Origin of the sequence: Ruegeria sp. (assembly GCF_965199275.1) — a bacterium.
In the GTDB taxonomy this organism is placed as follows: Bacteria; Pseudomonadota; Alphaproteobacteria; order Rhodobacterales; family Rhodobacteraceae; genus Ruegeria.
In genome coordinates this window covers 621,161-634,276 of record NZ_CBDAQX010000021.1, presented here as the reverse complement: position 1 = coordinate 634,276, position 13,116 = coordinate 621,161, and the positions used below count along the sequence as shown (strand labels likewise).

Below are 13,116 nucleotides of genomic sequence, written 5' to 3'. Positions count from 1 at the left end.
CGCCGGTCGGCGTCCTTTTCAGTCTGTGGATCAACACCATGTCAACCCGCCTTTGCGAGATTGCGCAGCACATAGTGCAGAACACCGCCGTTCTCGATGTATTCGATCTCAGGGGCTGTATCTATGCGGCATTTCAGTGTGATGGTCTTCTTGGTCCCGTCGCCATAGGTGATGGTGCAAGGCACCTCCTGCAGCGGCTCAATCGTGTCCAGACCGTGGATCGAGACCGTCTCATCCCCCTTCAACCCAAGCGTTTTGCGGGTATCACCACCGGTGAATTCGAACGGAATCACGCCCATGCCTACGAGGTTTGAACGGTGAATGCGCTCAAAACTCTCGGCAATCACGGCTTTGATACCCAGCAGAGCAGTCCCCTTCGCGGCCCAGTCACGGGACGAGCCTGCGCCATATTGCTCGCCTCCGAAAACGACCAGAGGGGTGCCATTCGCCTGATACGCCATCGACGCGTCGTAGATCGAGGTCTGCGCGCCATCCGGCCCCTTGGTGTAGCCACCTTCGACCCCGTCCAACATCTCGTTCTTGATGCGGATATTGGCGAAGGTGCCGCGCATCATGACCTCATGGTTGCCCCGGCGCGAGCCGTAGGAGTTGAACTCACGCGGCTGCACCTGACGTTCCATCAGGTACTGACCGGCGGGCGAGGTCGTGGCAAACGATCCAGCGGGTGAGATATGGTCGGTCGTGACCATATCGCCGAGGATCGCCAGCACCTTGGCCCCCTCGATGTTCGAGATCGTGCCCGGCTCAGCCCCCATGCCCTGAAAATAGGGCGGGTTCTGGATATAGGTCGAGGTCGGCGGCCAGTCATAGGTTTCCTGCTGCGGAACCTCGACCTCACGCCATTTCTCATCCCCTTTGAAAACGTCGGCATATTTCGACTGGAACGCCCCGCGGGTGACGGTTGCTTCGACCAACTCCGCGATTTCGCTCTGGCTGGGCCAGATGTCCTTCATAAAGACGTCATTGCCGTCCCGATCCTGACCGATGGGTTCGGAGGTCAGGTCAATATCCATGGTGCCTGCCAGCGCATAGACAACGACCAGAGGCGGCGAGGCCAGATAGTTGGCGCGCACATCCGGCGAGATCCGCCCTTCGAAGTTACGGTTGCCCGAGAGAACCGAGGTGGCGACAAGATCGCCTTCGGAAATAGCTTCGCTGATTTCTCGCTGGATCGGACCCGAGTTACCGATACAGGTGGTGCAGCCATAGCCCACAAGGTTGAACCCGATCTTGTCCAGATCGTCTTGCAGACCCGCCGCCTCAAGATAGGCGGAAACCACCTGCGATCCCGGCGCAAGCGAGGTCTTCACCCATGGCTTTCGGTCCAGACCCAGCGCGGCGGCCTTGCGGGCAACCAGACCCGCTCCGATCATCACGTAGGGGTTCGAGGTGTTGGTGCAGGAGGTGATCGAGGCGATCACGACCTTGCCTGACTCCAGACCGAAATTCTCGCCTTTGACTTCGACCTGCTTGCCCATCGGGCGCTTAAAGGTCTTCTCCATCTCGTTCAGGAACGCGGCTTTCGCCTCCGTCAGCGCCACATAGTCCTGCGGACGTTTCGGTCCCGAGATCGCAGGCACTATGGTGCCCATATCCAGCGACAGTGTGTCGGTGTAAATCGGCGCGTAGGTCTCATCACGCCACAGCCCGTTTTCCTTGGCATAGGCTTCGACAAGCGCAAGACGGTCTTCGTCGCGCCCGGTATTGCGCATGTAGCGCAGCGTTTCGCCGTCGATTGGGAAGAAGCCGCAGGTCGCGCCATATTCGGGGGCCATGTTGGCGATCGTGGCACGGTCGGCCAGCGGAAGGCGATCCAACCCTTCGCCGTAGAATTCGACGAATTTACCAACCACGCCTTTTTCGCGCAGCATCTCGACGACTTTCAGCACAAGGTCAGTACCGGTAGTGCCCTCGACCATCGCGCCCGTCAGTTCAAAACCCACAACCTCGGGGATCAGCATCGAGATCGGCTGGCCGAGCATCGCGGCCTCAGCCTCAATCCCGCCTACGCCCCAGCCCAGAACGGCCATGCCGTTGACCATAGTGGTGTGGCTGTCGGTGCCCACGAGGGTGTCGGGATAGGCGACCTCTTCCCCGTTCTGATCAGTATCCGTCCAGACCGTCTGGGCCAGATATTCAAGGTTCACCTGATGGCAGATGCCGGTGCCGGGCGGAACGACGCGGAAGTTGTTGAAGGCGTTCTGACCCCATTTCAGGAACTGGTAGCGCTCCATGTTGCGCTCGTATTCGCGGTCCACATTCATCTGGAACGCACGTGGGTTGCCGAACTCATCAATCATGACCGAGTGGTCGATGACCAGATCTACCGGGTTTAGCGGATTGATTTTTTGCGCATCACCGCCCAGAGCTTTGATCCCGTCGCGCATGGCCGCCAGATCAACCACGGCAGGCACTCCGGTGAAATCCTGCATAAGCACCCTGGCAGGGCGATAGGCGATCTCGCGCGGGTTTTTACCTCCGTTCTCGCCCCATTCCGCAAATGCTTTGATGTCGTCGACCGAGACAGAGAACCCGTCATCCTCGAAGCGCAGCATGTTTTCCAGCACCACTTTGAGCGCGGCGGGCAGCTTGGAGAAATCACCCAGACCGGCCTCCTGAGCGGCGGGGATGGAGTAGTAGGAAATGGTTTTGCCATTCACGCTCAGGCTGCGGCGCGTATTGGCGGTATCCTGTCCGGTTTTGATAGGCATCCTGTGGCCTCCCTCTTAAATAACTTGGAAAATGGGATTCGCTACGGTTTATCTTGATCACGTTTGTCCGGGGTTCAAGCGTCAGTTAGTGACAAATCGAAATTGTATACTGTGGTATGCAAATTCAAGAGCAGGAGGTCGCCTCGTCTCAAGAAACCTTGATTGGAGCTTGAAGAGCAAAACGTTTATCCGTTTTGCATGATTTTCAAGCCGAGGGGACTCATGTTCAAATCCGCCCTAACAGCCGCCATTCTATCCGCCTGTGCCGCCTTTTCAGTATCGGCGCAAGAGGATCCGGTTGTGATCGAGCTGTTCACCTCGCAAGGGTGTTCGTCCTGTCCCCCGGCGGATCGGCTTTTGCACGAGCTGATCAAGCGCGACGACGTGATCGGGCTGGCGCTGCATGTGGACTATTGGGATTACATCGGCTGGAAGGACGAATACGCCATTTCTGATCATACGTCGCGGCAACGGGCATATGCCCGCAATGGTGGCCGGTCGATGATCTACACGCCGCAGATGGTGATCAACGGACAGCATGATGTGGTTGGTGCGAAGGCGCAGGAATTGGATCGGCTGATCAAGGCGCATCTGATTGCTGCGCCCACAGCCGAAGTCGAAGCCGAGCGCTCGGGGCAAGAGGTGTCGGTGCGCGTGATGCCGATCGACTTGTCTGCTGGGGATACCTACGACGTTACGATCGTCCAGTACACACCGCTGCGCCATGCCTCGATCCGGCGTGGTGAGCTTGCGGGCCATGACCTCGATTATGCCAATGTGGTGGAAAGCTGGCAGATGGCTGGACGCTGGGACGGTGTCAATGAGCAGGCGTTTGCAGCACAGTTGGATTCGGACCTGCCAGCGGTTGTTCTGGTGCAGCGGGCAGGTCACGGGCCAATCATCGCGGCCGCGCATGTGAAGTGATCAGGGCATATCCTCTGGCTGAACACCCAGCCCGTTCCATGCCTTCCAGCGGCGGTGAATCCAGAACCATTGGCCCATATGCTGGCGCACCATTTGTTCCAGATCGTCGTTGATATGCTGCGTCATGGTTCTTGGGTCGGAATGTGGCACCGGGTCGTGTAACACGATCTCGAAATCCAGACCATTGGGTTGGCGAACTGCGTAGCAGGGGATCATGACCGCATTGAACTTCATCGCAAGTTCGGCATTCAGCAGGGATGTGACGGCGGGTTTGCCAAAGAACATTAACTCCTCGCCGCCATGAACGTGTAGGTCCGAGACGATGGCGATCATTTCACCGCCTTTGAGGGAGCGCACCATCTCAACCATCCCACGCCGGCCCTGTTCGAACATGGGTGAGCCGGTTTTGTAGAAGGCTTTGACATAGGCCTCGTTGAAATACGGGTTGGCCATGCGACGGTACAGGCAGCCTATTGGGCGCCCGCTGCGGGCCTGCAGCGCGATTCGCGCTGCCAGGTAGTGCCCGAAATGCGCTGCGATGATCATGACCGGTCGCCCCTCGGCGGCAGCGGCATCAAAAGCGGCCACACCGGGGCCGGATGTCTCAGCGTTGCGTTGGCGCGCCGTGAACCCTTCGGGCGAGAAATGTTCCATCATGGCCCGGCCTGCATTGTCCGAGACCTCAGCCGATATACGGTTAATGTCACGATCTGAAAGCTCAGGGCAGGTGAGCTTCAGGTTGCCTCGGACCCGTTTGCGAAACCCCACCAGCGGGGCCAATCCGCGTACCAAGGTCCCCATTGCCGCGATGCGGGTTCCATAGGGCAGCAACCGCATGCCACCGATCACGCCTTTCAGGAACAGACTGGCGACATAGTATTTCCCAAGCTCAAACCGGCTGAGCTCTGACTTTTCGACAGGCATGGAGGTGTCTCACGGCGTGTTGCGTTTTGCTGGGTCAGACATACAGGCCCGGCCCGGCAAGCTCAAGCACTCAGCCGGTTGAGGTCAGTCTTCGTCTTCTTCCGGCTCGACCAATTTCAGCGTGCCATCTTCCACCAAGGTGCGGATTGCACCTACGATCTCGGTCATCGCTTCTTCGGCCTCGGACTGTTTCACTCGCCCGCGTTCAGCCATTTCTTCGCGCAGATTGTCGGCCATACGGGCGGAGATGTTGGATAGGATGAACTCAACCGAGGCTTTGTCATCATCAGCGGCGGCCCCCGCCAGAGCGGTGACAAGGCTGGTTTGTTCCACCCCGCGCAGAATGGCGGGCACATCGCGTGCGGCGACACGGGCCGGGATATGCGCGAAGGTAAAGATGGATTGACGCACGATATCCGCGAATTCGGCATCCTCTTCGTTCAGGGCCGTCAGCAAACCATCTCGGGTCGAGGCCGCCGATTGATTCAGGATCGCCCCCACACGCGCGCCGGGGCCGTCGGAAAAGGCCTGAGAAGGCCGTTGATCCAATTGAGCAGCCATCGACCAGCCGATCCGTTCCACCGCTTCGGGGGTCACATTGGCCGTTTTGGAGATCGCATAGGTGATGCGTCGCGCAATGGGGCCGGGCAGGTGCCCCAGCAATTGCGCGGCTTTGGCCGTGTCGAGCTTGGATAGCATCACGGCGGCTACCTCGGTACTTTCTGACTGCGCCATCTGGGCCAGATCTTCGGCCGAAATCTCTCGCAGTTGCTGCCACGGATCGCCGATCTGACGAACGCCGGCGATCTTGCGCAATCTTGCCGCAGTGGCCGGGGCAATCTTGCCGTTCACCGCATCCAGCGCCCCAGCGAGGCCATGAGGGAAGGACAGGCCGACGCTATCCAGCGCATCGCCGAACTCCTGCGCCACCGCATCCAGCGTCACACGGTCTACAAGACCCATCTGACCCAGTTGATGCGTGAGTTTTTCCTGTAATTCGTCGGGCAGTTCCTCAAGTGGAATATCCGCCCCTTCATTCAGCAACAGACGCACCACGATAGCGGCCTTTTGACGATTGCTGAGTGTGCGTGGGACGACGCGGGGCGCGTCGTCCGCCTGACCTGCGCCCGAGGGCTGAGCCCCCGGGGCCACCTGAACCAAAGTATTCATGTCCTGCATCTGCCTGCGGTGCCAAAGTCCTGTTCCACAGGCAGGTTAGCGGGAATCAGGTAAAGAAAGGTTGAACCTCAGTAGTTATAGGTCAGCCCGGTCTTGATGGCCTCGCGCAGAGATGCCTCGGCCCATGTGCCTTCGCCTCCACGAGCCTTGATTTCGCGCCATTGGGCGATGGCCAGATCGGTTTTCCCTTCGGAAACAAAGCCCTGAGCCATATAGCTGCGCGCCAGAAGGTTGTCGGGGTTAGTGGCGATGGCCTGCTCGTAGTAGGCATTCGCCAACTCGATATTGCCCATCTTGCGGTGCGTGAAGCCCCAGTAGGTTAGAACGCGGTCATCGCTTTGATCGCTCATGACGCGCAGGATGTTCTGGGCGTTTTCCAACTGACCATCATAGGCCAGCTCACGCACGGCCTCATAGAGGTCCTCATCGGTGAAATTCGTCGCGCTCGGTTTGACGCAGCGCCCGCGGTCTTCGCTCCAGACCCGACCGAACAGGCATTTTTTTGTCGTGTTGGTGGGCTTGGGGGGATTGGCACCGCCGCCACCGGCCGCGTGGGCAGCGATGGGGGAAAAGGCGAAAGAGGTCAGTGCAATCGCGGATGCAAGAAGAATGCGCATAGTTTTAACTCCGTGGTCAGGTCTGCTCATTTAAAACATAGTGTGATCTTCAAAAAAGCTAACACCGGAGCTTTTCGATTTATTCACAAAGCAGACAGAATTTTTGTTCACGAAGTGCGTGATGATGCAAAAAGCGCCCGGTTGATGAGGGGCCGGGCGCTTTTCTAGAATGGTTTATTCGCCGAAGACACGCTCAAAAATCGTGTCGACATGCTTGGTGTGGTAGCCCAGATCGAATTTCTCTTCGATCTCTTCCACGCTGAGGGCGGCGGTGACCTCGGCATCACCCAGGAGTTCGGTTTTGAAGTCCTTGCCTTCTTCCCAAACCTTCATCGCGTTACGCTGCACCAGACGGTAGGCATCCTCGCGACTGACACCGGCTTGGGTGAGGGCCAGCAGCACGCGCTGGCTCATGACCAAACCACGGAACTTGTTCATGTTGGCCAGCATGTTTTCCGGGTAAACGACCAGCTTGTCGACCACGCTGGTCAGGCGCGACAGTGCGAAATCCAGAGTAACGGTGGTATCAGGGCCAATATTCCGCTCGACCGACGAATGCGAGATGTCACGCTCGTGCCACAGGGCCACGTTCTCCATCGCGGGTACGACGGCCATGCGGACCAGACGGGCCAGACCGGTCAGGTTTTCAGTCAGAACCGGGTTGCGCTTATGCGGCATCGCCGAAGAACCCTTTTGTCCTTTCGAGAAGAACTCTTCGGCTTCAAGAACCTCGGTCCGCTGCATGTGACGGATTTCGATGGCGATGTTCTCGATACTGCTGGCGATGACGCCCAGAGTTGCAAAGAAGGCCGCGTGGCGATCACGCGGGATGACCTGAGTGCTGATCGGCTCGGGCACCAGACCCAACTGGTCGCACACATGCTCTTCGACGCGCGGGTCGATATTGGCGAAGGTGCCAACCGCGCCGCTGATCGCGCCGGTGGCGATTTCGGCGCGCGCGTCACGCATACGAGACAGGTTGCGGTCCATCTCGGCATAGAAACGGGCAAAGGTTAGGCCCATCGTTGTCGGCTCGGCGTGGATGCCGTGGCTGCGGCCGATGCGAACCGTGTCTTTGTGTTCGATGGCGCGGCGTTTCAGGGCTGCCAGTAGGCCTTCGAGGTCTGCGATCAGTATATCGGCGGCGCGGGTCAGCTGCACGTTGAAGCAGGTATCCAGAACGTCTGAGCTGGTCATGCCCTGATGCACAAAGCGGGCTTCTTCGCTGCCCACATGCTCGGCCAGGTGTGTCAGGAAGGCGATAACGTCGTGCTTGGTGACGGCCTCAATCTCATCAATGCGGGCCACGTCGAAATCCACGTCCTTGGCTTTCCACACCGCGTCGGCGTTTTCACGCGGGATTACGCCCAGATCAGCCATGGCTTCGCAGGCATGCGCCTCGATCTCGTACCAGATGCGGAACTTGGTTTCGGGCGACCAGATGGCAACCATCTCGGGGCGGGAATAACGAGGAATCATTGGCAGCAGGACCTTATTGTGATTTGGCAGAGAGCGTTGCGGCGGGGTTTAACGCCGCAGGCGTATGGGAACAAGGCATGAGTGCCCGATTGCGGCGATCTGGCCGGGATAGTGGAAATGACGACTGCACCGACAACATTGTCCGATTTCGAAGGGCGCTGGCGCCTGACGCGCACGATCCGCGACGCGCGGGCTGGGCAGGTCGTGCAGGCCGAGGGAGAGGCCCTGCTGCAGCGATCCGAGGACGGGCTGATCTACACCGAAGAGGTGACGCTGAGCATCCCTGGCCAGCCTCCGATGAAAGGAACCCGCAAGTATTTATGGCGCGACGGTGGACATCGCGTGTTGATCCATTTCGACGACGGGCGGTTTTTCCATGCCTTGACGCTGGGCGAGCAAAACGCCTCGGACCACCATGATTGTGCGCCTGACAGTTACGATGCGGTCTATGATTTCCACGACTGGCCCCGCTGGTCGGTGCAATGGACGGTGAATGGGCCGCGAAAATCCTACGAAATGACCACAGACTATGCCGCGGTAGCGTAATCATGTTGCAGTTTGAGTGCTGACAAGGCATTGCTGGTGCAGAAATCTTGGTCCGAATTGGGAGAAGTTAAGATGAATGTAAACGTTCTGGCCAATGCGTTTGGCCCGCGTGAAGGTACGGCGCTGCTTGTAAAGCAGGTTGTACTGGTCGTTCTGGGCATCGTGGCCCTGGCGGTTGCCGCGAAAATCAAAGTGCCGATGTGGCCTGTTCCGATCACCATGGGCACCTTTGCCGTCCTGACCATCGGCACCGCCTATGGCGCACGTCTGGGTCTGATCACCATGCTGGGCTATCTGCTGGTCGGCGCGCTGGGCTTTGACGTGTTCGCAGGTTCCTCGGCCGAGAAATTCGGTCTGACCTACATGATGGGCGGCACCGGCGGCTACCTTGTCGGTTACCTGATGGCGACCGTTCTGCTGGGCGCTCTGGCCGCGCGCGGCTGGGACCGCTCGGTTACCAAACTGGCACTGGCGCTTTTGCTGGCCAACGTGCTGATTTACGTACCGGGCCTGCTTTGGCTGGGTCAGCTTTATGGTTGGGACAAGCCGATCTTGGAATGGGGTCTGACACCGTTCTTGCTGGGCGATGCAATCAAGCTGGGTCTTGCAGCCTTGCTGATCCCCGCCGTTTGGAAACTGGTCGGAGACGCGCGCAGCTAAGCGCCTGAGCCTGCTGAAATCCTAGCCCGCGCCCCGAGATCCGAGGCGCGGGTTTTTTCTTTTCTAGGCAAGGGGGTGCTGGACAAGACCAGCCGCGACGGGCCAATCTGCGGTCAGTGAAATAATTAGGCAATTGAGATATGCGTATTCGTTTAAAGACGGCTCTGGCGGCCTGCGCGGCCCTTTGGGTCGGGGCGGCTGTGCCAGCTGCCGCAGATACCCCGGTGACTTATACCGACGCCGGGCGTGCGCTCTTCAGCTTTGCGGTGCCGGATTTCTGGGTGCTGCGTACAGGCGGGCCACGCGACATTGAAGACACGGAGCTGGGCGACCCCCGCGCGGTGGCGCGTGTGATGGGTTTTAAGCCGGTCACGGATGACTCGGTCTGGATGGGCTTTGTCTCGCCGGCCGGAGTGTCCAGTATTCAGGACGGTTTGCGGTATCTGGATGATATCGACAAGTTTCTGGTGAATGATCCTACGGTGACCAGTACCAGCGACACTCGGATTGCAGGGCTGCCCGCCAAGGTGATCCGGGGCACTGGCACGCGAGACGGAGGGGTGAGTTTCACCGCCACCATTATTGATCTGCACCGTGGGCGCGTTGCGATTGCCGTGACAATCCTGCGGAATGGGGCCGATCCTGCCTATGTGGATGATCTGAACGCCGTGTTCGCGTCGTTCCGGTCGTTGCAATAGGAGGCTCAGATGACACGTAAACTGATGAAGCGATCCGTTCTTGTGTTGGGTCTGGGGATTTCAAGCCTGACGTTGGCGGCCTGTGATGGCGTCAGCGTCGGGGTAGGGGTCGGATATGGGTATGATCCCTTCTACGACTCGATGCTGTGGAACGATTACTATCACGACGTGGATGTGGATATCGATATCGACCGTCCGGACAGGCCGGACCGACCGCCGGTCAATAGACCTCCGGCACGTCCGACGCCGCCGATCGCGAAGCCTCCGGCGCGGCCACGGCCTCCGGTTGCGCGGCCGCCAGCGGCGCGACCTCCGATCCATCGGCCCGCGCCTCGCAGGGGCTGAGAAACGTAACGCTCAAGGGAGGAGTTCGGTCGTGATATGTGCCGAACCCTCCAACGTGCGATGCACCGGGCATTTGTCGGCGATTTCCAGAAGCCGGTCGCGCTGGGCCTGATCCAGAGGCCCCTCAAGCCGAATCTTGCGGCGGAACAGATCAACCTTGGCGTCGCCGTTCAACCCTGCATCCTGCGCGTGGACTTTGTTGTGACAAACATCGACCGACACACTAGTCAGCGGCCACTTCTTGCGGCGCGCATACATGCGGATCGTCATCGACGTACAAGCCCCAAGCCCAGACGAGACAAAGCCGTAAGGCGACATGCCGCGATCCGTACCGCCGTATGAGGCGGGCTCATCTGCGACGACGTGATGGCGCGGTCCCGCCTGGATATCCTGCAAAAAGCCGTTGGGATCGGCCTCGGTCACCCGGACAACACCCTCGGGTGCGCCCGGAGGCGGAGCAGGAGGGCGGAGGTCGATATAGCGCGAAACCCATGCCGAGATGACGTCAGCCGCATATTCGGCATCGCTTGCCCGTGTGATCAGGTGATCGGCGTCGTCGAGTGTCACGAAGCTCTTGGGGTGTTTGGCCGCCAAAAACAGGGTGCTGGCATTGTCGATGCTTACCGTCTCATCCCGCGGCGCGTGCAGGATCAAAAGCGCGGCCTTCAGGTCGGCGACCGAGGGGGTCAGCGCGGCCTCCGAGATATCATCGACAAACGCCTTGCCGATGCGGAAGGGGCGACCGCCCAGAGAAACCTCGGCGCTGCCTTCTTGTTCGATCTCGGGCAGAGCCTGTTCGAAATGGTGCGAGACGTGTCCCGGATCGGCTGGTGCCCCAAGCGTTACTACCGCCTTGACCGAAGGAATGCCCGCCCGCGCGCGCAGAACAGCAGCGCCCCCCAGCGAGTGCCCGATCAGCAGCGATGGCGCCATGTCTCGGCCCGCAAGGTAGTGCGCGGCCGCGATTAGGTCTTCGACATTCGAGGTGAAGGTCGTATTTGCGAACTCACCCTCGGAATGGCCCAGCCCTGTGAAATCAAAACGCAAAACGGCAATGCCCATGGCCGCCAAACGGGCCGAGATCCGACGCGCGGCAGGAATGTCCTTTGAGCAGGTGAAGCAATGCGCAAACAGAGCGGTCGCCAGGACGGGTCCTTCCGGCAGGTCGAGTCGCGCGGCCAGACGGCCGCCGTCGTGACCGGCAAAAGTGATGCGTTCGGTGGGCATGGCAGTTCCTTGGATTTCGGTATGGGATCAATAGTGTGCAGTTGTGCCGGATGTCTCAACCCCATTGTAGGAAGCGTCACGGGAAGGTGAGCAAAAACCAGTGAATATTTCGGTATTCACGAAATGTGATGATACGCACATCAAATATTCGTTTTCATAATTGATCTCTTCCCCCCATCTTGCAGCTGTCACACCAAGCAAGACAAGGAGACCGAGATGACACATACGGCATGCACCCCGCGCCAGCCTAACCTCCGCGCTGATCTGCTGATCCTTATCGCGCTCAGCGGGGTATTGGGCTTTTCACTGGGTCAGAATTGGGAAAGGGCGACCCCGACCAGTGTCGAAGCCGCCCTTCCATCCGAGGATTGGCACGGGAATGTCCGGCGCTCGACCTGGCCGGACTGAGTGCTTACTCCAGGCCCATCAAGCGGGCATCAAACGGGTATTTGGTCAGGTTCTCATAGCCGTCTTCGGTGATCAGAACCTGATCTTCCAGCTTGATCGAAAAGTCCCCGCCGACCTCACCAACAGCGGCCTCGACGCACAGGACCATGCCAGGTTCGAGCGCGTAGTCATAAGCGCCCGCGACCGCTTTGTCCGGATAAGCGACCAGAGGCCATTCATCGCACAAGCCGACTCCATGCATCAGGCAGCCGTATTTCTGGGCCTGGAACTTGTCATCCAGCTTGTGTGCATTGGCGGTAAGTTCAGGGATCATGACTCCGGGTTTCAGCATCTCCATGTTGGTCATGATATGCTCATGCGCGTGCTGCATGGCGTAAATCATGTCCGGGCGCGGCTTCTGGTCACCGATCCACCATGTGCGTGAGATATCGATGCAGATCCCGTATGAACCGACCAGATCGGTATCAAAAGCGATGATCTCGTTCTGTTGCGTGATGCGTGGGCCGCACTCCTGGAACCACGGATTGGTGCGCTGACCCGAAGCCAGCAGGCGGGTTTCAATCCACTCGCCACCGCGACGGATGTTCTCGGCGTGTAAAACCGCCCAGATGTCATCTTCCGAGGTCTTGCCGTTCCCCACATTGGCGCGGGCGAATTTCTCCATCTCGGCCACGGCTGTTTCGCAGGCGTGGCTGGCGCAGCGCATGGCCAGAATCTCATCCGGACCTTTGATGGCCCGGGTTTTCTCGGTCAGCTCTTCGCCTTCCATCACCTCGAATCCCTGCGCCTCAAGCGCGCGCAGACCGTGCAGCATGATCTTGTCGACGGCCAGACGCTTGTTGCCGCCGCTATGTTCCTCGATCAGGATCCGCACCTCGTTCGAGAACACATCCGCTGCGACATCCACCTTGTCGCCTCGGTCGAAATAAAACAGGTCCGCGCCAGAGCGCTGTTCGCGCACCAGCGGGTTGAATTCGGACAGGAAGGGTGAGTTCTTGTAGTCCCAGATCACCATATACCCGTCAGCGCACAGCAGAACGGCGCGGAATGGGTTGTGGGTGTTCCACAGCTGCATGTTCGTGCTGTCGGTTGCATAGCGGATGTTGAGCGGGTCAAAAATCAGAAGCCCGCCATAACCGCGATCCACGATGGCTTGGGTCAGACGCTTCCAGCGATGCTCGCGCATACGCTCAAGGTTGGGCAGGGCCAGCCCGGCTGCGGCCCATTCCTCAAAGGCAAGCTGGGTGGGTCCGATTTCGATTCGGTCATTGTCATTCGGCGTACCATCGCCGAGCGTTGCGCCTCGGGTCGGGTCAATTTTGCGCGTGTCGCGGTAATGCTGGTTCATGACTGGCCTCTGCTGGTTCACCCGAGAGG

13 protein-coding genes are annotated in these 13,116 nt (G+C 59.2%); 6 read left to right on the top strand and 7 right to left on the bottom strand.

Annotation, left to right across the window (positions count from 1 at the left end):
- Nucleotides 1-41: 41 nt before the first annotated feature.
- Complete coding sequence (gene acnA / locus ACOERD_RS17890) at nt 42-2,732, bottom strand: aconitate hydratase AcnA (protein ID WP_419739917.1); 2,691 nt, start codon at nt 2,730-2,732, stop codon at nt 42-44.
- A gap of 222 nt (nt 2,733-2,954) precedes the next feature.
- Between acnA and ACOERD_RS17885 the strand changes: the two genes are divergently transcribed.
- On the top strand, nt 2,955-3,656 hold the full coding sequence (locus ACOERD_RS17885) for a DUF1223 domain-containing protein (RefSeq protein WP_419739916.1): 702 nt from the start codon (nt 2,955-2,957) through the stop codon (nt 3,654-3,656).
- On the opposite strand, the gene ACOERD_RS17880 is transcribed toward ACOERD_RS17885, so the two are convergent.
- From ACOERD_RS17880 to purB, 4 genes are all read right to left on the bottom strand, one after another.
- Nucleotides 3,657-4,580: a lysophospholipid acyltransferase family protein gene (locus ACOERD_RS17880; protein ID WP_419739915.1), complete on the bottom strand. Its 924-nt coding sequence runs from the start codon at nt 4,578-4,580 to the stop codon at nt 3,657-3,659.
- A gap of 84 nt (nt 4,581-4,664) precedes the next feature.
- Entirely contained in the window at nt 4,665-5,750 is a 1,086-nt protein-coding gene (locus ACOERD_RS17875) for a flagellar motor switch protein FliG (protein WP_419739914.1), read from the bottom strand.
- Nucleotides 5,751-5,827: 77 nt separating this feature from the next.
- Nucleotides 5,828-6,376, bottom strand: coding sequence for a hypothetical protein (locus ACOERD_RS17870; protein ID WP_170466070.1), 549 nt, complete (start codon nt 6,374-6,376; stop codon nt 5,828-5,830).
- A gap of 174 nt (nt 6,377-6,550) precedes the next feature.
- Nucleotides 6,551-7,855, bottom strand: coding sequence for an adenylosuccinate lyase (gene purB, locus ACOERD_RS17865; protein ID WP_419739913.1), 1,305 nt, complete (start codon nt 7,853-7,855; stop codon nt 6,551-6,553).
- Nucleotides 7,856-7,972: 117 nt separating this feature from the next.
- Here purB and ACOERD_RS17860 point away from each other — a divergent pair, with 117 nt between their 5' ends.
- From ACOERD_RS17860 to ACOERD_RS17845, 4 genes are all read left to right on the top strand, one after another.
- On the top strand, nt 7,973-8,401 hold the full coding sequence (locus ACOERD_RS17860; protein ID WP_419739912.1) for a DUF6314 family protein: 429 nt from the start codon (nt 7,973-7,975) through the stop codon (nt 8,399-8,401).
- A gap of 72 nt (nt 8,402-8,473) precedes the next feature.
- Nucleotides 8,474-9,061: a biotin transporter BioY gene (locus ACOERD_RS17855; RefSeq protein ID WP_170553029.1), complete on the top strand. Its 588-nt coding sequence runs from the start codon at nt 8,474-8,476 to the stop codon at nt 9,059-9,061.
- A 140-nt stretch (nt 9,062-9,201) separates the two neighbouring features.
- Entirely contained in the window at nt 9,202-9,759 is a 558-nt protein-coding gene (locus ACOERD_RS17850; RefSeq protein WP_419739911.1) for a hypothetical protein, read from the top strand.
- Between the two features lie 9 nt (nt 9,760-9,768).
- Entirely contained in the window at nt 9,769-10,104 is a 336-nt protein-coding gene (locus ACOERD_RS17845; RefSeq protein ID WP_170374057.1) for a hypothetical protein, read from the top strand.
- A gap of 12 nt (nt 10,105-10,116) precedes the next feature.
- On the opposite strand, the gene ACOERD_RS17840 is transcribed toward ACOERD_RS17845, so the two are convergent.
- Nucleotides 10,117-11,331, bottom strand: coding sequence for an alpha/beta fold hydrolase (locus tag ACOERD_RS17840; protein WP_419739910.1), 1,215 nt, complete (start codon nt 11,329-11,331; stop codon nt 10,117-10,119).
- 216 nt (nt 11,332-11,547) lie between these two features.
- Between ACOERD_RS17840 and ACOERD_RS17835 the strand changes: the two genes are divergently transcribed.
- Entirely contained in the window at nt 11,548-11,739 is a 192-nt protein-coding gene (locus ACOERD_RS17835; RefSeq protein ID WP_170553041.1) for a hypothetical protein, read from the top strand.
- Nucleotides 11,740-11,743: 4 nt separating this feature from the next.
- Here ACOERD_RS17835 and dddP read toward each other — a convergent pair whose 3' ends face one another.
- On the bottom strand, nt 11,744-13,087 hold the full coding sequence (gene dddP / locus ACOERD_RS17830; RefSeq protein WP_170553043.1) for a dimethylsulfonioproprionate lyase DddP: 1,344 nt from the start codon (nt 13,085-13,087) through the stop codon (nt 11,744-11,746).
- Nucleotides 13,088-13,116: the final 29 nt, after the last annotated feature.

Coding starts and splice junctions, on each gene's coding strand:
- acnA (WP_419739917.1), bottom strand. CDS start 2,732: ATGCCTATCAAAACCGGACAGGATACCGCCAATACGCGCCGCAGCCTG.
- ACOERD_RS17885 (WP_419739916.1), top strand. CDS start 2,955: ATGTTCAAATCCGCCCTAACAGCCGCCATTCTATCCGCCTGTGCCGCC.
- ACOERD_RS17880 (WP_419739915.1), bottom strand. CDS start 4,580: ATGCCTGTCGAAAAGTCAGAGCTCAGCCGGTTTGAGCTTGGGAAATAC.
- ACOERD_RS17875 (WP_419739914.1), bottom strand. CDS start 5,750: ATGAATACTTTGGTTCAGGTGGCCCCGGGGGCTCAGCCCTCGGGCGCA.
- ACOERD_RS17870 (WP_170466070.1), bottom strand. CDS start 6,376: ATGCGCATTCTTCTTGCATCCGCGATTGCACTGACCTCTTTCGCCTTT.
- purB (WP_419739913.1), bottom strand. CDS start 7,855: ATGATTCCTCGTTATTCCCGCCCCGAGATGGTTGCCATCTGGTCGCCC.
- ACOERD_RS17860 (WP_419739912.1), top strand. CDS start 7,973: ATGACGACTGCACCGACAACATTGTCCGATTTCGAAGGGCGCTGGCGC.
- ACOERD_RS17855 (WP_170553029.1), top strand. CDS start 8,474: ATGAATGTAAACGTTCTGGCCAATGCGTTTGGCCCGCGTGAAGGTACG.
- ACOERD_RS17850 (WP_419739911.1), top strand. CDS start 9,202: ATGCGTATTCGTTTAAAGACGGCTCTGGCGGCCTGCGCGGCCCTTTGG.
- ACOERD_RS17845 (WP_170374057.1), top strand. CDS start 9,769: ATGACACGTAAACTGATGAAGCGATCCGTTCTTGTGTTGGGTCTGGGG.
- ACOERD_RS17840 (WP_419739910.1), bottom strand. CDS start 11,331: ATGCCCACCGAACGCATCACTTTTGCCGGTCACGACGGCGGCCGTCTG.
- ACOERD_RS17835 (WP_170553041.1), top strand. CDS start 11,548: ATGACACATACGGCATGCACCCCGCGCCAGCCTAACCTCCGCGCTGAT.
- dddP (WP_170553043.1), bottom strand. CDS start 13,087: ATGAACCAGCATTACCGCGACACGCGCAAAATTGACCCGACCCGAGGC.